We start from the raw sequence: 17,739 nt of genomic DNA, 5'->3' as shown, positions 1-17,739 counted from the left end.
TATCTCCTTTTATATCCACGTAATCAATGCTATGCAAAATATTCCTGCATAATAGAGGCTCAACGCCAGTACGCTCATAGGCTTTGACAGCTTGTTAAAAAAACCCTTTCCCACCATTAAATCCGAAACCGCAAACAGCACTGCTCCCACTGCTGCTCTCAGGTAATCCGGCCCCAGCTTTGAAGGAAGCATAACAGCCACCGCTGTCATTCCCATAAGCACTGCCGGATACAAGATCATGGCATACAGTTTGGGATTCTCTCTGGCTCCCCTTAGTTCCCTGTGGAACAGATATAAGGAAACTCCCATAAAGAGAACCCACCAGAAAAAACTTACCGGCGTATAGGCTCCTCTTGTGAGAAACCATCCGATCAAGATCAGATGTCCCGCTGCAAATACTCCCATACCCAGGAAAAACTGTACTTCCAGAAAACCGTCCGCCAGCAGGAAAAGGACCAAGGCCGCCAAAATCCATTTCTTATCCAGTCCCTGGCTGTCTCCTCTGGCCCAGATTCCTAAAAAACCAGTACACACGATCATCCAGGTAGAAAGACATTTGGGAAGGATATTCCATCTGCGCTTCCCCCATTCCTTGATCTTAAAATGCAGGATCATTCCCACAATGATCACAGGAAGGACTAAAATCCCCCAGATCACATACAGCATAAAGCACCCCCTTATTTTTCTGTGTTTTATAATTATACCGCATTTCTATGTCTTTTTCAGCTATTTATTCATACATGCTATGATTCAAAATAATATGGGAGTTGCCGCCAAAATGAAAGAATACGGAGGTATGAGGGCGATTGGAATGAGTAATCGGCAGCTTGTAAAAATGATAATTGCCGAAGCAGGGACCTATGGGATAAGCGGAGTTATTTTAGGCTGTATTATCGGTCTTCCCATGCACTGGGTCATCTATGTAAGCCTGATAACAAATATTTGGGGAACGCCTTGGAGTGTTCCGTTCATTCCTCTTATGCTCATAATCGCTATTGTTTTGTTTACTTCTTTTTTAGCGATTCGGGGACCTGCAAAACAGTTACAGAAAATGTCTATCGTTGAAAATATCAGTGTGCAATAAACTTTGACATCTTCCAAATAACTATATAAAATAACTCTATAGCAGCAAAACTCAACAAACTTTTATATAAAACAGAAAGGAATTATTCACCATGTCACTAGAATCTGTAAAACAATATTTCAAATCCCTGGGAAGGGAGAATGATATCCGGGAATTTTCCCAGTCCAGCGCTACTGTGGAGCTGGCTGCCCAGGCAGTAGGAACCGCCCCTGCCCGGATTGCAAAAACCCTGTCTTTTTACAGCAAAGAAAAGGACCATGCAATCCTCATTGTCACCGCCGGGGATATGAAAATCGATAACAGCAAATTCAAACATTACTTCGGTATGAAGGCGAAAATGCTGGCAAAGGATGACGTAGAACCTCTCACCGGCCATGGGATCGGAGGCGTATGTCCTTTTGCCAATCCTTCTCATACGGAAATCTATCTGGACCAGTCTTTAAAACGCTTTGAAACCGTTTTCCCTGCTGCAGGCAGCGAAAACTCCGCTATTGAGCTGACCTGCAGCGAGCTGGAAAACTATACAAACGCCAAAGACTGGATAGACGTCTGCAAACCTATGGATCAGTAAATCTCTTTTGCGTCTTTGGGGAGCTGGCAGACATGTTCCAGATAAGCTCTGGAATTTCTCCCTTCCTCTTCATGGTAGGAAAATCCCAGAGCCTGGGCCACCTCTCTGGCCATTGTCTCAAAAAGACTGCACATCTCAAAGACACTTTTCTGTATCGCTTCTTTTTCTCCTGCCGGATAGGTTCTCATATAGCTTTCATAAACCGCCTCCGGCAGATAGTTTTTCAAATATTTTCCTCCCTTTCCTACACTGGCAGAAAAATCATGGTCCTTTCCAGCCTTCCAGGCAAGAACTTTAAAAAGCATTGGCCGTATCACGAAGTTCAGCTGTTCCATCACATAGGGGAGTTCTTCCCTCCACAAACCTTTTGCCACATTATTCAGACACCACCAGAATTCATTGCAGACTGCCAGAAATTCTTCCTGGGAAGGTTTCTTCACCCAGTATACTTTTTCAAGATTTTCTCCGGGCTGGGGCAGGCAGCCGGTTTTATCTAAAAGAATCCGATAAGGTTCCCCTTTCTTTAACTGTTCCTTTACAAAAGCCAGGGTACATACATGGAGGTCCAGACGGTTGCCGTCTGCAAACTGCATCAGCCATCCATAGCAGTTCTCATGATTCCCATTATCCCAGATTCCCTCATCCGGGTACTGCATATACAGGCGCTGACCAAACCTGTTGATCCATTCTTTTTCTTCTATAAAAGGCCTGGTTTCTGTCACTACGTAGACCAGATCAAAGTCCTGAAAAATATCCCTTGGAACCTGGGGTACTGTCCGGGACCCCTCCAGATAAGCAGCCAATATCCGTTCATCATCCCTGGCCGTAGAAATTAACAGTTCAAACATTTCTTTTTCACTTCTCATTTTCATACCTCATCCTGCAAAACATGATCACACCGGCAGCCGCAGCCAATAACCCCAGCAGAGCAAAGGCTTCTGAAACAGAAAGAACATCTGCCAGAGCCCCCGCTCCGGGACTTAAAATGGTCATAAAAACACTGTAAGCCATACTGCCTGCTGATACCATTGTAGCACGAGATTCGCTGGAAAAGAACTTCTGATTTTCAGTTTCTGTACGGAGCATGATGACCTCGCTGACACAGTGGGCAATTCCTCCTCCCATAACTGAAATCACCAGAGAATTTCTCCCGGCAAAGATCAGAGAAAGCCCTGTAAGGATTCCCCCTGCCAGATAGAGCTTTCTGGAAGAAATCTTTCTGCTTTTCTCCGCCAGAACTGCTCCTGCCATAGTGCACAAGGAAATCAGCAGCAGAGGGATTCCCAGAAATCCCGGCTCAAGTCCCACGGCTACAAGATGGTCCTGCAGAAGCATATAGACCACATACACTGCCGCAGATACCAGTCCGGAACAGGCCATCCGCCAGGCAACTTTTGGGGTCTTTCTCAGAAACTTCGCCGTTCTCACAAAATGTCCGGCAACTTCTTTTGCCATGATTCCCAGAGACATTTTTTCTCTATTCTTTTTCTCTTCAACAACAGCTTCTTTCAGAAGAGATGCGCAGAAAGTACACAAAATCCCCTGAAGAATCCCAAGCAGATAGGCTTTTTTGTAGCCTAAACTTACCGTTACCACACTCATCAGGCTGGTAAAGGCAAACAGGGCCTCATAAAGGAAATCCTGTCTGGACGCTACCTTCAGATACATTTCCTCCTGTCCAGTCACCAGAAGGCTATCATAGGTCAGAGCCTCTCTGGTACCGGAGACCAGATTGTAGCTAACTGCGTTGATTCCCATAGCCAGAAGTATCATTGCAAAGTTATCCGAAGCGATCATAAAGAATGCAGCCATAGCCGATACGATTCCCGACAGCATAAGCGTCCTTCTCCTGCCTATGGTATCCGATACCATGCCGCTTGGAATTTCAAAGCACATACTCACTGCGTGGAAAACTCCTTCGGCAATTCCCACCTGTCCCAGGGAAAATCCCCGCTGCAAAAGGAAAAATACCCATACTGCATCTACGATCTGCAAACCACTTACAATTTCATATAGATATAACCTGGAAATTTGTTTCTTGATGTTCATAGCATTATCCTCTCATTCTTCCTAGATAATGCCCATTTTCAGAATTTCAGATAGCAGTCTTTTACGTCCGGCAGAACAGTTTCCTGTTCTCCTCAGGCCCTGCCACAGATAAGATTATCTTCTAAAAATGGGCGCACTTATAGCCTGAACACCAAAAAAGTTACCTTTTTTAATCATTAAAAATGGTGTTTTCCAGCCCACTTGTGCGCCCTCCTTTTTCAAAAATTTACCTTTTAAGAAAGCTGCCGCTGCACCGGCAGCCCAAAAAAGTATAGCACAATGCCTGTCCCAATACAAGGAAAATCTACTTTTTCCGTAACCAGAAAAACCAGATACATCCTCCGGCAACTGCAACAGTCAGAAGAGCCGGAAGAACCAATATCCACACCGGCAGACTCCCCTGTTCTTTTATTTTCTCCAGAGTTTCTTCTGAGACAGCATTTTCCTGTTCTGCTGTTTGTCCCTGTATCACTACTGCCTGTCCCGGTACTTTAGGCGGCTCCTCTTCCATGGGGATCTCCTGGTTTCCGGGTTCGGAAAGGCAGATCCAGAAATCTCTGCTTCCCATATAGTACCCTACATTTCCCCAGAGCCGTTCCTGGCTGTCCGTGTAAAATTCGGAAAATTTTAGTTCCTGCTGTAATTCTTCTGTTCCCCAGTTCTCTCCCGAGCAGGGATAGGACCAGAATACAACCTTTTCCCCTTCTGCCAGCACCTGCTCTTCTCCTGGCAGGATTTCTTCTTCATGGTCTTCGCTGAATTGCCTGCTGTCATAATCCAGATATACATCCGCCATCAGTATCCAGCCGCTTTCCTGCTCCAAAAACACACCCCATTGCGCTCCCTGGCTGTCTGTATATACATGGGTAACCTGAAGCCTGGTATCTGCCGGAAAACTCCCCTTTTTTCTCCCGTTAGGCGCCGTCCAGAAGTCCACGCTGCCATCTGTATAATAATTCCGGTCCACATATTCGCACTGGTCAGCATGTGCCTGATAGAACTGGTCCTCCGGCTCCAGGATCAGGTCCGCCTGGACCTCCTCCGGCTTTATGACCAGAAAAAAAATCACCGCAGCAAGTAAAACTCCCCAAACCAACCGGCTCCTCCAATTTTCAACATCTGCAAACTTTTTCTCTTTCATAGCCTCCTCCTATCATTTTCTACTTCCAGTATAGCGCCACTGTATAAACTGCTCCGCACAAATAAGAAACTCCGTTGGCCGCCAGAGACAAAATCCATGGATTTTTCTTTCTCTCCATACATTTATACAGCAGGATTCCCTCTGTCAAAACCACAAAAATTTCCAGAAAAATCTGTATTATCCAGCTCATAAAGCCACTATGAACTGGCTGAAGCTGATAGATTGTTACTGCCATAGGATTTGTAAATAAATTTATAAAAAACAGCAGCAACAGATCCTTCCTTTTTCGGATTCCCATTCCCAGAAAAACCAGGGTCTCGATGATCCAGGTAAGAACCAGAGAAAGGAACAGGGTTTTTATCCAAATATGCATATTTTCCTCCTACTGATCGCTTTTCCCTTGCTGCCCTGCCCTTTCCCTTCTCTTTATAGTCATCCATAAAAGAATTAAGGACAGAAAAGATAAAAAACCGGCTCCAAAAGGCATTGGAAGGCTTCCAACTCCAAAATAAGAAGGCAAAAAACCTATAAACAGAGCAAAGGTCAGCAGTCCAAAAGAAATTCCCGGCCATTTCGGAAAAGTCCTGTACAAAAGCACCAGGGTAATCGGCATGGTCATGTTAAAAAGCAGGGTTCCGGCAGTACCAGACCACATAGAGGAAGGCTGCAGCAGCAGGATTCCTCCCAGACCCAGAGATAAAACAACTGTTTTTTTCATACCTGTCAGGTCCGCTCCAATACCTCCTGCAAGCTTTCCTGCTGCCGTAGCCCCCGCCAGGATCAGACCGGTCTTTACAGTCTGATTCCAGGGAAAAGAAAGGGCCATTCCCTGATAGGAGCGGAGAACCACAGTCATAAAAATACAGAGCACTGAGAGCAGGTCAAATGCAGTTTCCGGTAATATTCCTTTAGTTGCCATCGGAACCTTTTCCCTTTGGATTTCCCTGCATTTTTTCTTCTTTTTCCCTGTCGCCTCTCCAAGTACCGCCGTCGAAAACAGCAGTGACAGCATTATTCCCATAGCTATTTTCATACCGGTTTTCCCGGAAAGCAGCTTTCCAAGGCAGATTCCCAGAGCCCCGGAAGATACAAATAGCCCTGAGGGCCAGATTTTCTCCGGAAATACAGCCAGGACCAGGGCACCTGTTCCCACATGAAAGGCAGCATTCCCAAAACCAGCCAGAAAAATGCCCAGCCACAGGGGAATATCTCCATACAGCGCCAGCAGCACCAGAAAAATTCCTGCAATTCCTGTCCAGGAATAGCCTTTTAAGCTGCCCTTATTCTTCTCACAAATCCTGTCCAGCAGAACTCCCAGAGGCAGCTCTAAAGCAAAGGCAAAAAAATTATAAAAGAATAAGAGTGTATACCAGCCAGCCTCCCCTACAACCTCCTGAAAAATAAACCATGAGCAGGAAAAATCAATCCAAAAATGGCAGAAAAATCCCCACACCATAAAACCATATCTTTTCATTTTCTCACTTGTTATCCTTTTACCAGATCATAGCTCTCACCTATCATCTGCCGTATCTTCTCCTCCGGTACAGTGCCGTCCAAAATAATGGAATTCCAGTATTTTTTATTCAAATGATAGGCCGGAACCACCGAAGGATATACCTCTCTCCAGAAATCTCTCCACTCCGGGTCTGCCTTTACATTCAGCCAGATATGTCCCTCTCTTTCAAATATCCAGAGAAACACCTTCCTGCTTTTCTTTTTGCGGATCACCGTCCAGTTTAGATCGTGAAAAGGCTCGTCTCTGTAAACATCAGGAAAGGTCAGGGCATACTGAACTGCTTCTTCTCTGGTTTTCATAGGCTTCTCCTTATAACTCTTCTTCTACAAAATGTATCTGAGATTCCTTCCAGTATCGGTCATACCGCCATTCTTTTGGCATGGTAAAATTCAGCTGATACATCCGGAATATCACCTTGTAATTTTTCGGCTGCCATTGTTCTTCATAGGAATATTGGTAACTCATTCCCAGTTTTCTCATTACCTTTCCGCTGGGAATATTTTCTCTGTCATGAGTGGCTGTAATATAAGGCAGCCCCTCCTGTTTCACTTTTTGGATCAGGCCCTGACAGGCTTCAGTGACGATTCCCTGGTTCCAGTACTGTCTGGCCAGCCCGTATCCCAGGTCATGGCTTTCCTCACCGCTGATGTTCACATATCCTACAGGTGTTCCTGTTTCTTTCAGGCATATGACATAGACATAGCCTTGTCCCTTTTCATATACGGTCAGATAACGCTCTTTTAAGAACTGCTCTGTTTCTCCCATGGACTTTACCGGGAACCAGGGAAGGAAACGGTTCACCTCCTGATCACTCAGAAGCTTATGGAAAAATCCACAGTCTTCCTTCTGAAGTTTTCTTAAAAGCAGCCGTTTTGTTACAATCTCTTTGCTTTCCATTTTTATTCTCCATAAGACGGATTTTTCTTCTTCATCTTTCCATCTCCCCCTTGATCCAAAGCATAATCACATGTACAATATACTCCTTTTGCCTGGGGGTAAGTTCCTTTCCTGCCCGGATCTTATGCCATTTTTCCAGGCATCCTCTGCAGCAGGTCGCCGTAGCATGCTGGGCGATAAAAACCGGATGGCCTCGCATAGGAGTCTGCTTTCCATCGTTTGGGATCACTGCCGGAGCCAGTCTCTTTTCTATAAAAGCCTGGGCATGCTCCCGGATCCTATCCAATCCCTTCTGCCTCACATACTCCTTGTCCTGTTCTTTCAGATGAAATCTGCTGCGAAAATTGGATTGGGAAAGCCCTGTAAAAAGCTGTTTCAGCCATTCTTCTTCCGTCATAGCCATCTCTCTCCTCTTTCAGTGAATAGAAAAGCTGCTTTCCTTTTCCGCAGGGATTTCTTTTTCTTCTATATCCTCAATCCAGATAAATCTCTGCTGATACAGCATGGAGATCATCTTTCCGATCTCATCCCGCTTTCCCTGGACTTCCATCTCCACCTTTCCGTCCCAGCGGTTCTTCACCCAGCCGGTCAGCCCCAGCATCTGGGCAATGTGCATGGCCCGGTAGCGGAACCCCACTCCCTGTACCCTGCCGGAAAAGATCAGGTGTTTTCTAATCTCTTTTTCTCTAAACATTATCCTCAGCTCCTGTCTGTCATAAATCAACGCTTTTCTTGAAAATACAAAAATCGCCTTCCAGGGAAGGCGAAAATGGAAAAACAATATATCATTTTTCAACTGACTTTTTGCTCCTCCTGTTAAATTCCATTGTATCAAATCTTTTCTGGAGGAACAACTGATATCTGACTATTCTCATAATCAGTCCTGCAGGACCATCTCCTACTCTTTTGTAAAGCTGACGCTGCCTTTTGCCTTTTCTCCGGTCACTGTAATCCGATAGGCCCCATCTTCCTCAATCTCAATATCCAAGGAACCTGGGGGCATATCCCGGCTCTCTAAAATAGGCTCTTCCCCTTCCTGCTGAATGGTGACAGCAAGTTTTCCTGCTTTCTTTTCAATTTCTCCGTGTATCTTATCTCCCTTTTTCAGTTCCAGCAATTGGGAATCTGTAGTATTAAAAATCGTATATTCCATAAGGAACTGACTGTCATTTCCTGTTCTGCTCCCGTTAAAGTCCGCCATACCGCATCCTGCCAGCAAACATCCGCACAGCAGCAGGCCCAGATATTTCTTCATGTCCGCTCTCCCCTGTCTTCTGCATATTGCCATAAATGATGGTACTATTTTATCATAACCTGCAGGGAAAAGCATTTCCTATTAATCTCTATATCCTGACCAGCCGGGTTTTTATTATATTGTGGCCGTATCACAGACTTTTTTATCCATTTTCCTCTGCCTGCCTCTCATCTGTATTTTCCAAGATGATCATGGTCACCTCTTCGGGACGCTCCCTTACAGGCCAGTGCTTACAGCCTCTCATTACATGAACTTTTCCATTGGGGCATAAATTTACCACCTTAAAAATATCGCTTACCGGTACCAGAGGATCTTTTTCCCCGTGTATGAAGATCACTGGCATTTTCAGCTTATGCAGTTCCTGAACATAACAGGGAATTGCCCTCTTCTTATCACAGGAGCTTCTCTGAAAATCCTGCATAGCCTTTCCGCAGGATTCCTCCTGGCAGGCTTTCTGAACTTCACCCAGCATTTTATTGGTTATTTTCCGTTTGCTCCCAATAAGATACTCCTGAAGCATGTACTGGACCAGCCACCTGCTTTTTCCCAAAAGCTTATATTGCCACAAGGTCAGATTTGTCTTCTGTATAAGTAAATAAGACAAGGGATGAAATGGCAGAGTTAAGGTTAATCCCCAGGAATCAATGGGAAATAAAGCCTTTACTCTGCCAGGGTATTTCAACGCATATCCAATGGCCACTGCTCCGCCCATAGCCAGACCTGCCAGGTAAAATTCTTCTGCACCTAACTGATCTGCCGCTTCGTTCAGAGCTTCGATATGGGCAGAGTAAAAATTTTCGCCTCGTATGTCCGGCTTGTCACTTTTTCCATAGCCCAGCAGGTCTGGAGCGTATACCGTATATTCTCTGGTAAAATTTTTCATCATCCCCCACCAGGAGATCATGGCGCTGTCCGGGCCGCTGCCGTGGAGGAGAAAGAGGATTTTTTCTCCGGTTCCTCTTTTATAAACATGTATATTTCCATAAGACGTATGTACTTTTAATTCTTCCAATTTTATTCCTCACATCTTCTGTGCTTTCTTCGATTCTAACACATTCTCTGTGAGAAATCATCTATAAGATTTTATAAAGCGTTCTTGGCCAGATATTTTAAATGCAGCCCGCCGTCTCCGATCTTCTCTGCCTTTTCCAGAGTAAATTCTACCGGACTTTCCTCTTTCTGAGAAGGAAGCTGGGTGAAAAGAGCCGCCGCTCCCTTTCCTCCGTCTGTTACCGGCGCCAGCACAAGGCTTAGCTCATCTACCATACCTGCCTGGAGAAAACTCCAGTTTGCCATACCGCCGCCGCAGATCAGCAGCTTTTCGATATGAAAAAGTTCATACAATTTTTCCATTGCCAGCCTGCAGTCCAGCTCATCCTTTCCGGCAAGGATATAGGAAACTCCTCTTCTTCGCAGATAAGCTTTATACGCAGCAGAGGTTGCTTCTGTAAGAATTTCAATGACGTGGGCTTTTCCCCTGCCTCTGTTGTCAAAGGTTCCGGACTGCCATCCAATCTCCCCTTCGGTGTCCAAAGATACATAGTACATTTCTGCCCGGTCGTCTGCCACGAAGTCCCCTTCCGGCACCTGATTTTTCTCTTCCAACACTGGTTTCGCAAATCCAGTAAATTCCTTTGTGGTAGTTGTTCCGTACAGCCAGGCATCTCCCTGCATCTGACTGCGGATGGCTCCATATTCCCGGCTCAGTTCTGCCACAGTTTCTGTCCCCATAAAAGGGCCGTTGATTTTCCCGTCCAGGGAACTAAGGATATGACAGATCACATAAGGTCTTTTCATCAGCGCTTACCTCCCAAGTTTCCCAGAAACTTTTTCTGCTTCCCTGTTGTCTGTAACCATACCTGCATATTCCATGCCATACATCTTTGCAAAGCGGCTCGTGGTATATTCTGCTTTCTCCAGCATCCACTGCTCTGGTGCGGCTCCCTGGAATATAAAAGCAAATTTTCTTCCTGACAGTTTCCCGGAGTTTACAGGGCCGTAGAAACGGTCCAGGAGATTTCTTACTGCTCCGCACATATTATGCCAGTAGACAGGAGAGCCGATAACAATTGTATCTGCTTCTTTCATTTTCTCTAAAATCTCCGAAAACTGGTCATCTTCGAATTTCTGTCCATAGGCATAGAGCTTATAATCCACCAGATTCAAAGTCTCATACTCTTTTCCTGCCAGAAGCTCTGCCGCCAGTTTTGCTGTGTTTCCGTTTTTGTTTGGACTTCCGTTAATAAATAAAATACTCATTTTAAAATTCCTCCTATATTTTTAAATTTTAGGATACTGTCTGCATTCCTGCCAGGCTTCATGTGTTATCTGCACTGACATGCCTTTTACTTCCAGATCCAGCATAATCCGTTATAGAAATATTCCATGGCGTACTCACCGCTGTGGGTGCCTCCCTCCTGCTCCAGGAAATACAGATTGCCTTCTCTTTCATTATCTGCATAGCGAAATGTACCGTCACTGACATCTGCCATAGCCTCAATCTGGTTCTTAAAAGAAGCGTAGGCAAAGTCTTCTGTCCCAGAGGCTGCAAAGATAAAAAAGTCATTCCACTCATGACCGGAATCCTTCACAATAGAGGCCATGTACTCGCCATCTGAGGTTAGATTTCCGCTGGAGGGCATAAAATATCGAAAATAATCCAGACAATACTGAAAGGTCCTCCAGGTTGCCACAGAGCCCATGGAAAAACCGCAGAAAGCACGATGGTCCCTGGAGTTCCGGATTCCATCTAAAGTTGTATCCTCCGCATAGGTACTATATGTACCTTCCACTGCCGGTATCAGGTCATTGATCAATTCATTATGATAATTCTCAGTCAGCCGGAGAGCCAGGGAATAGTCAGAGCTGTCCGATTCACTTTCGTTATTATAAGTAGGGCAGACAACGATTATTGGCTGGATTTTTCCATCGGCAATACCATTGTCCAGCACATTTTTAAATTCAGCAGGCTGGTCCGGCGTTCCTAGATATGTAGTCTCGTTGCTCCATCCTCCATGCATTAAATAAAACACATTATATTGGGTATCTTCTGAATAGCCGTAGGGCAGATATACAATCGCCCGTTTATAAAGGACCTGTTCCTGCTCCTCATAGGTCATAGACTCATAGGTGTCATATTCTAATTTCACAAGAGTCCCCTGCTGGTCTGACTGAGAAAAATAATCCTGGGGAATCTCTGCCAGTTCTTCCGGGAGCGCTCCTCTTGTTACTGTTTCACCTTCCGTTTCTGTCACCGCCTCTTCTGTCTGGTCTGAAGCTTCTTCCTTGTCCAGTCTTTCTTCCCCGGCCGGTGCTGACTGCTCACTGCTCCTTTTGTTTTCCTCAGTTCCTGTTTGTCCGCAGCCTGCTCCAAAAACCAGCAATGCCAGACAGCCCGCCAACAGTCTGTATTTTTTCACAGCTTCACCTCCTGTTTATAATCATCTATATTATAGACCATAGGAAATAGCTGAAGAAGCTATGTTTTAGTTGTGGAATATATACCTGAGGGTTTTTACTGTTCTTTTTCCATTAAAGATTTTTCCGGTTCATTGACTTCTCCTTCCTCCGATAATATAATCTTACCAAGCATATAATCTCGAAATATATATGAATGGGGGCCCAAAAATAATTTATGATATCAGATATAAAACTTCGAACAGCTAGAACAGAGGATGCAGAAAAATTGCTGGAAATCTACCGGCCTTATGTGGAGAAAACCGCCATCTCTTTTGAATATGAGGTACCCTCTCTTGATGAGTTCAAAGGCAGAATAATAAACACCTTAAAAAAACATCCCTATCTCGTGGCAGAAAAAGACGGTGAAATCTTAGGTTATGCCTATACAAGCGATTTTGTAGGGCGAGTTGCTTACGACCATTCTTCAGAAATGACCATCTATCTGGATGAGACCAAACGTAAAATGGGAATCGGCAGAAAGCTTTACAGTGCCATTGAAGGGATCTGCAAAGCTCAGAATATCACGAATTTATACGCCTGTATCGGATATCCTGAGACAGAAGACGAATACCTGACTAAAAACAGTGCAGAATTTCATGCCCATCTAGGCTATCGTCTGGCTGGAAAGTTTTATAACTGCGGTCTAAAATTTGGCCGCTGGTACCATATGATCTGGATGGAAAAGATCATCAGCACACACGGAGCTGCTCCGGCTCCAGTCATACCCTTTCCTGAATTGGACCGGAAAGTTCTGCTAGAAATCGGGGTACAGGATTCCTGATTGAACCATGACAATATAATATACTTACCCAGGGAGCCGATAGGGTGTGAATACCTCCGTTTCTGAGCCTTGCAGAAAGGAGGCGGTTTTTATGAGTACATATGAGGAATTAAGCCTGATTGTAAGCACTGCTTTACTGATTGTCGCCATTCTGAATTTTACACATAGAAAATAGCACCCCCGCTCTGGTAAAGTAAAGGTGCTATTCTCAGTACAATATTTCGCCGGAAACGGATAGGTGTGAACTATCGTATCGGCTTCCTTGTTAAATATATTATATGTCAAGCAGAAAATTTTTTCAACCATAAGATTTTCCTCTCATTCCCACGCCCTGGCCGGACCGAATGAACAGAAAGACGCCAAAGAATTTGATTAGTATCATTAATGAATATAAAAGAAGCCGGGTTCCCAATTTAAGCGGGTTCCCGGCTTTCTGTTTCTTATTTCATTACAATGTTAATAATCTTCTTAGGAACATAGATTTCTTTTATCACGTTTCCTGTCAGCTTATCGGCAATCGCTTCTTTTCCTGCGGCAATAGCCTCTTCTTTGGAAGCTTCTGCACTGATGCTGATAACGGCTCTTGTCTTTCCGTTGATCTGTACAGGAATCTCGATCTCGTCATCTTTCATAGCTTCTTCATCAGCCTCTGGCCACTGGGTATGGAATACAGAATCCTCATGGCCGTATTCCTGCCACAGCTCTTCTGCCACATGAGGAGCAAAAGGAGCCAACAGCTGGATAAAGGTTTCGATAGTCTTTCTGTCGATTCCTCCTGTCTTTTTCGCCATATCAATAAGCTTGTTATTGTACTCCATGAAACCGGAGATAACTGTGTTCAGGCTGAAGCTTTCCAGACGCTGCGTAACGTCATAAACCAGTTTATGGCGAAGCTTCACCATTTCTTTTGTCTCAGCTACATTTGCATCTTTGCTGTCCATGGCCAGTTTCCAGAAACGGTTCAGGAAACGGTAAACGCCGTCGATTCCTCTGTCATCCCATTCTGCATCCAGTTCCGGCGGACCTACGAAAAGTTCGTAAAGTCGCAGAGAGTCACAGCCGTAGTCTCTTACCAGATCATCTGGAGAAACCACATTGCCTTTTGACTTACTCATCTTAATACCGTTCTTACCGGTGATCATACCCTGGTTAAACAGCTTCTGGAATGGTTCGTCAAAATCGATCACGCCGATATCATAGAGGAACTTGGTATAGAAACGGGAATACAGCAGATGAAGAACTGCATGCTCTACACCGCCGATATACATATCTACTGGAAGGTATTTGTCTGCTTTTTCTCTGGATACCAGTCCTTTGTCGTTTTTGTTATCCACATAGCGGAGGAAATACCAGGAAGAACCTGCCCACTGAGGCATGGTATTGGTCTCTCTCTTGGCTGGAGAACCACAGCATGGGCAAGTGGTGTTTACCCACTCATCAATAGCAGCCAGAGGAGATTCTCCTGTGCCGGTAGGCTCATAGGATTCTACTTCTGGAAGAGTCAGAGGAAGCTGGTCTTCCGGAACCGGTACGTTTCCGCATTTTGGACAGTGGATGATGGGAATAGGCTCGCCCCAGTAACGCTGACGGGAGAATACCCAGTCACGAAGCTTATAATTTACTGTCTTTCTTCCGATTCCCATCTTCTCGATCATTTCAGGAGCTTCTTTCTTCAGAACTGCAGATTCCATGCCGTTCCAGTCTCCGGAGTTGATCATAGTTCCGGAAGCTTCTGTATAAGCCTCTGTCATATTTTCGATTTCTTTTCCGTCCTTAGCGATTACCTGGATGATCGGAATATTGAATTTTGTTGCAAATTCAAAGTCACGGTCATCATGAGCCGGTACACACATGATAGCTCCTGTACCATAATCAGCCAGTACGTAATCAGAAAGCCAGATAGGCACTTTCTTTCCATTAAGTGGATTGATGGCGTAGGTTCCTGTGAATACGCCGGTCTTTTCTTTATCCTGAAGACGGTCTACATTAGATTTCATAGAAGCATCATAGATGTATTTTTCTACAGCTTCCCTTGTCTCCTCTGTAGCCAGGCTCTTTGCCAGAGCATGCTCAGGAGCCAGAACCATGAAGGTTGCTCCATGGAGAGTATCCGGTCTTGTAGTGTACACAGTGATTTTCTCATCTCTGCCTTCTACCGGGAAATCCACCTCTGCGCCGTAGGATTTTCCGATCCAGTCGGTCTGCATCTTCTTAACCTTTTCCGGCCAGTCCAGTTTGTCCAGGTCATTCAAGAGACGGTCTGCATATTTGGTAATGCGGAGCATCCACTGACGAAGGTTTTTCTTGGTTACTTCTGCACCGCAGCGCTCACATTTACCGTTTACTACCTCTTCATTTGCCAGACCAGTCTTACAGGAAGGACACCAGTTAATGGGGAATTCCTTCTCATAGGCCAGGCCTTCTTTAAACATTTTTACAAAGATCCACTGAGTCCATTTGTAGAAATTAGGATCTGTAGTATTTACCTCTCTGTCCCAATCATAGATTGCAGCGATATCCTGAATCTGTTTCTTGATATTTTTCACATTTTCTGCAGTAGATTTTGCAGGATGTACGCCCATCTTAATGGCATAGTTTTCTGCCGGAAGACCAAAAGCATCCCAGCCCATAGGATGGATCAGATAATATCCATGCATTAATTTGTAACGGCTCCAGACGTCAGAGATTACATAACCTCTCCAGTGTCCTACGTGAAGTCCGTTTCCTGATGGATATGGAAACATATCCAGGCAATAATATTTTGGCTTTTTGCCGTCATCTACGTTTACTGGTTTTTCATCCCAGATCTTACGCCATTTTGCTTCAATGGCCTTATGATTATATGGTACTGCCATTTTCTTTTCCTCCTTATTCTTTCTGCCGGTTTCTGATCGTACCGGCAATACAAAAAGCCCTCTCTTCTCCAGCTAGAGACGAAAGGGCTTAAATTCCGTGGTACCACTCTAATTCACAGGTTTAAATTATTCTGTGCACTCATTTTTTCTGTAACGGGAAATCCCGCCCGCATCTACTGATCCGCCAATGGGGAAAGTTCGATTTGGGAACTCCGAGGCCAGTTGGGAAGCTTACGTGACTGCCTTGCACCAGACGGCAGCTCTCTTGACACGCAGGGTTTCTTAATAATCCTCTTCACAGTTTTTAGTTTATAAAACTATTACACATTTTACTCAGGGATTTTCCATTTGTCAACCCCTGAACGAGATTTCTTCCCGTTCAAAAAAGGAAAATCATCCCTCTTCTTCCCCGGAAGTCTCTTCCTCTGTCTGTACCTGCTTAGTTTCCGCTTCCCGGCCTTCAAGCTGGGTAACAGTACAGATGGATTCTTCTTCCTCATACCTGAGAGAAATCTGGTCTCCGGTATCATAGCCTACGATTTCCGGGAACTCTGTTACCGGAATATCAAAAATCAGCTCCTGTCCTTCCAGTGTAATGTAGAAATGAGAGTTTCCATCCAGCACAGCCTGGGCCATGCGGTATATGACGCCCTCTGCACTGAGGTCACTGTCTGAAGCTCCGCTGACTTCAATACCGCTGCTTTTCAGCAGTTCCACATAATTCTCCTCGCATTCCTGAACCGTATCTCCGATGGCTACATTCTGATATTTCTGAACATTGACCATGGCATATTTCTTCACCAGACCGGCTCCGTCCTTTAAAGCCATGAAATAAGTGGGCTGGTCAGAGATGTTCAGAAGAAGGGGAAATGCCGCTGTATACTTCAGGTTCTGCACCTGTCCTTCTGCAGAGTCCATGGCGGACCGCTCCTGAGCGCCTTCACAGGCATAGTATCTGGTCTCCATAGTCCTCTGGTTCATAAGGACAAATCCCACATTGGATTTATCTCCGCTCACAGAGGTCACCCCTGTGTAAACCCACACATCATCATCAAGGGCCAGATAATTATATCCTTCTGTAGTCTGAAGGCATCCCTTCTGTCCCAGCACACTGTTAAAGAATCCATTCTGCAGCATGCCATGATAATTATACAGTTCCACCAGAAGATCTGCCGGATATGCCCGGTCTACCCATTTGGGACAGTCTTCGATCTTCAGGTCCTGGCACTCTCCTGTCTGGGCATTGCATAGTACCACTCTGCCTATGGTCTGGCCTCCGAAAAGACCGATGTTAAACTTCTTTACCGGACAGATCCAATAAGGAGTTCCGTCATCATCAATCTCAAAACTTATCTGGTCAAACATATAGGTAGGATATTTAAATCTCAAATGCCGGTAAATATTTCTGTTGAAGTATTCTGATTCCGAATACTTGATCCCTTCATCTAACTTTACCAGCTCTGTATTCTGTGTCGCCATATCAATACGCACATAGGCAGGAATCCCCTCCTTCTGATTGGTCAGCCATTTAATAGGACTGGCATAGACCAGGGGGCTTACCCGATAGGGCTGCTCCTTATAATTGATCTGGGAATAGAGACTGCTCACCTCAAACTGGGACACCATATCCACCATACTTCCCATCTTTCTGTTTCCCAGCAGTTCTGCCGACTCTTTATCCAAAAGGGGAATCTGGTCATAGCTGATTTCTTTGATATCTTCTGCAAAGTTCCGTTCTTCCGGTTCCATCAGAGCCTGATATTTTTCTGCATTGACAACTGGAGAAGACAAAAGGGCTCCAACTGCATAGACAACTGCAATGGCCAATATGAGCACCAGCCCGCCCTTTAGTACCTTATCGGACTTCAACTGATGGATGGTGGCAATTCTTTTCCGAATGCCGTAAATAATAAGGATCAGCAGCACCAGTCCCCCCAGAAAGGCCCAGAATCCGCTTTCGTGGATGTTCACAGCAGGAAGAGTCACATAGTAATAAATAAAGGCCAGAAAAATGATGACCAACCCTGCCAGAATTTTCTTTTTCATAAATCTTTACCATACCTTTCTACACAGTTTGTTCTGGTCTGTGTTGTTCCATTGTAACACTCCCTTTGCAGGTTGTCATCCGATT

General features: G+C 44.9%; 21 protein-coding genes and 1 other annotated feature. Of the genes, 3 read left to right on the top strand and 18 right to left on the bottom strand.

Features of this window, described 5'->3' with window-relative positions:
- Positions 1 to 9 precede the first annotated feature (9 nt).
- On the bottom strand, positions 10 to 666 hold the full coding sequence (locus B5G33_RS03875) for a lysoplasmalogenase family protein (protein WP_087416822.1): 657 nt from the start codon (positions 664 to 666) through the stop codon (positions 10 to 12).
- On the opposite strand from B5G33_RS03875, the gene B5G33_RS03870 reads away from it, so the two are divergent.
- Positions 623 to 1,084: an ABC transporter permease gene (locus tag B5G33_RS03870; protein ID WP_330396632.1), complete on the top strand. Its 462-nt coding sequence runs from the start codon at positions 623 to 625 to the stop codon at positions 1,082 to 1,084. The two genes, B5G33_RS03875 and B5G33_RS03870, sit on opposite strands and share 44 nt — an antisense overlap.
- Positions 1,085 to 1,175: 91 nt before the next feature.
- Positions 1,176 to 1,655 (top strand): YbaK/EbsC family protein, encoded by a 480-nt coding sequence (locus B5G33_RS03865; RefSeq protein ID WP_087416821.1) that lies wholly within the window; start codon positions 1,176 to 1,178, stop codon positions 1,653 to 1,655.
- On the opposite strand, the gene B5G33_RS03860 is transcribed toward B5G33_RS03865, so the two are convergent.
- From B5G33_RS03860 to B5G33_RS03790, 15 genes are all read right to left on the bottom strand, one after another.
- Positions 1,649 to 2,521, bottom strand: coding sequence for an aminoglycoside 6-adenylyltransferase (locus B5G33_RS03860; protein WP_087416820.1), 873 nt, complete (start codon positions 2,519 to 2,521; stop codon positions 1,649 to 1,651). The two genes, B5G33_RS03865 and B5G33_RS03860, sit on opposite strands and share 7 nt — an antisense overlap.
- Positions 2,511 to 3,704: an MFS transporter gene (locus B5G33_RS03855; protein WP_087416819.1), complete on the bottom strand. Its 1,194-nt coding sequence runs from the start codon at positions 3,702 to 3,704 to the stop codon at positions 2,511 to 2,513. Before B5G33_RS03855 ends, B5G33_RS03860 begins: the two co-directional genes overlap by 11 nt.
- Before the next feature lie 114 nt (positions 3,705 to 3,818).
- Positions 3,819 to 4,052: a hypothetical protein gene (locus B5G33_RS21595; protein ID WP_204247336.1), complete on the bottom strand. Its 234-nt coding sequence runs from the start codon at positions 4,050 to 4,052 to the stop codon at positions 3,819 to 3,821.
- The gene (locus B5G33_RS03845) at positions 4,009 to 4,845 is read right to left on the bottom strand and encodes a hypothetical protein (RefSeq protein ID WP_087416817.1); all 837 of its coding nucleotides are present in this window, start codon (positions 4,843 to 4,845) and stop codon (positions 4,009 to 4,011) included. Before B5G33_RS03845 ends, B5G33_RS21595 begins: the two co-directional genes overlap by 44 nt.
- Positions 4,846 to 4,864: 19 nt before the next feature.
- On the bottom strand, positions 4,865 to 5,218 hold the full coding sequence (locus B5G33_RS03840; protein WP_087416816.1) for a hypothetical protein: 354 nt from the start codon (positions 5,216 to 5,218) through the stop codon (positions 4,865 to 4,867).
- A gap of 9 nt (positions 5,219 to 5,227) precedes the next feature.
- Complete coding sequence (locus B5G33_RS03835) at positions 5,228 to 6,319, bottom strand: hypothetical protein (protein WP_087416815.1); 1,092 nt, start codon at positions 6,317 to 6,319, stop codon at positions 5,228 to 5,230.
- 11 nt (positions 6,320 to 6,330) lie between these two features.
- Positions 6,331 to 6,660, bottom strand: a complete 330-nt coding sequence (locus tag B5G33_RS03830) for an MmcQ/YjbR family DNA-binding protein (RefSeq protein WP_087416814.1) — start codon at positions 6,658 to 6,660, stop codon at positions 6,331 to 6,333.
- A gap of 10 nt (positions 6,661 to 6,670) precedes the next feature.
- A complete protein-coding gene (locus B5G33_RS03825) occupies positions 6,671 to 7,258 on the bottom strand; it encodes a GNAT family N-acetyltransferase (protein ID WP_087416813.1) in 588 nt (195 codons plus the stop codon).
- 31 nt (positions 7,259 to 7,289) lie between these two features.
- The gene (locus B5G33_RS03820; RefSeq protein ID WP_087416812.1) at positions 7,290 to 7,655 is read right to left on the bottom strand and encodes a DUF4186 domain-containing protein; all 366 of its coding nucleotides are present in this window, start codon (positions 7,653 to 7,655) and stop codon (positions 7,290 to 7,292) included.
- 18 nt (positions 7,656 to 7,673) lie between these two features.
- Complete coding sequence (locus B5G33_RS03815) at positions 7,674 to 7,952, bottom strand: acylphosphatase (RefSeq protein WP_087416909.1); 279 nt, start codon at positions 7,950 to 7,952, stop codon at positions 7,674 to 7,676.
- A 204-nt stretch (positions 7,953 to 8,156) separates the two neighbouring features.
- Positions 8,157 to 8,513 (bottom strand): hypothetical protein, encoded by a 357-nt coding sequence (locus B5G33_RS03810; RefSeq protein WP_087416811.1) that lies wholly within the window; start codon positions 8,511 to 8,513, stop codon positions 8,157 to 8,159.
- A 142-nt stretch (positions 8,514 to 8,655) separates the two neighbouring features.
- On the bottom strand, positions 8,656 to 9,525 hold the full coding sequence (locus tag B5G33_RS03805; protein ID WP_087416810.1) for an alpha/beta fold hydrolase: 870 nt from the start codon (positions 9,523 to 9,525) through the stop codon (positions 8,656 to 8,658).
- A gap of 71 nt (positions 9,526 to 9,596) precedes the next feature.
- A complete protein-coding gene (locus B5G33_RS03800) occupies positions 9,597 to 10,310 on the bottom strand; it encodes a RibD family protein (RefSeq protein WP_087416809.1) in 714 nt (237 codons plus the stop codon).
- A 6-nt stretch (positions 10,311 to 10,316) separates the two neighbouring features.
- Positions 10,317 to 10,772 carry a flavodoxin family protein gene (locus B5G33_RS03795; RefSeq protein WP_087416808.1) on the bottom strand — a complete coding sequence of 152 codons (456 nt, stop codon included), beginning with the start codon at positions 10,770 to 10,772 and terminating at the stop codon, positions 10,317 to 10,319.
- An 86-nt stretch (positions 10,773 to 10,858) separates the two neighbouring features.
- A complete protein-coding gene (locus tag B5G33_RS03790) occupies positions 10,859 to 11,932 on the bottom strand; it encodes an alpha/beta hydrolase (RefSeq protein ID WP_087416807.1) in 1,074 nt (357 codons plus the stop codon).
- Positions 11,933 to 12,147: 215 nt separating this feature from the next.
- On the opposite strand from B5G33_RS03790, the gene B5G33_RS03785 reads away from it, so the two are divergent.
- A complete protein-coding gene (locus tag B5G33_RS03785; protein ID WP_087416806.1) occupies positions 12,148 to 12,753 on the top strand; it encodes a GNAT family N-acetyltransferase in 606 nt (201 codons plus the stop codon).
- 440 nt (positions 12,754 to 13,193) lie between these two features.
- On the opposite strand, the gene leuS is transcribed toward B5G33_RS03785, so the two are convergent.
- Both leuS and B5G33_RS03775 read right to left on the bottom strand, forming a co-directional pair.
- The gene (leuS, locus tag B5G33_RS03780; protein ID WP_087416805.1) at positions 13,194 to 15,608 is read right to left on the bottom strand and encodes a leucine--tRNA ligase; all 2,415 of its coding nucleotides are present in this window, start codon (positions 15,606 to 15,608) and stop codon (positions 13,194 to 13,196) included.
- Between the two features lie 71 nt (positions 15,609 to 15,679).
- Positions 15,680 to 15,916 (bottom strand) — a binding site (T-box leader).
- Between the two features lie 85 nt (positions 15,917 to 16,001).
- Entirely contained in the window at positions 16,002 to 17,654 is a 1,653-nt protein-coding gene (locus B5G33_RS03775) for a hypothetical protein (protein ID WP_087271118.1), read from the bottom strand.
- Positions 17,655 to 17,739: the final 85 nt, after the last annotated feature.

This window comes from Blautia sp. An81 (assembly GCF_002161285.1).
Taxonomy (GTDB): domain Bacteria; phylum Bacillota; class Clostridia; order Lachnospirales; family Lachnospiraceae; genus Blautia; species Blautia ornithocaccae.
The sequence above is the reverse complement of the archived record's forward strand: the minus strand, read 5'-3'. Positions and strand labels throughout refer to the sequence as shown.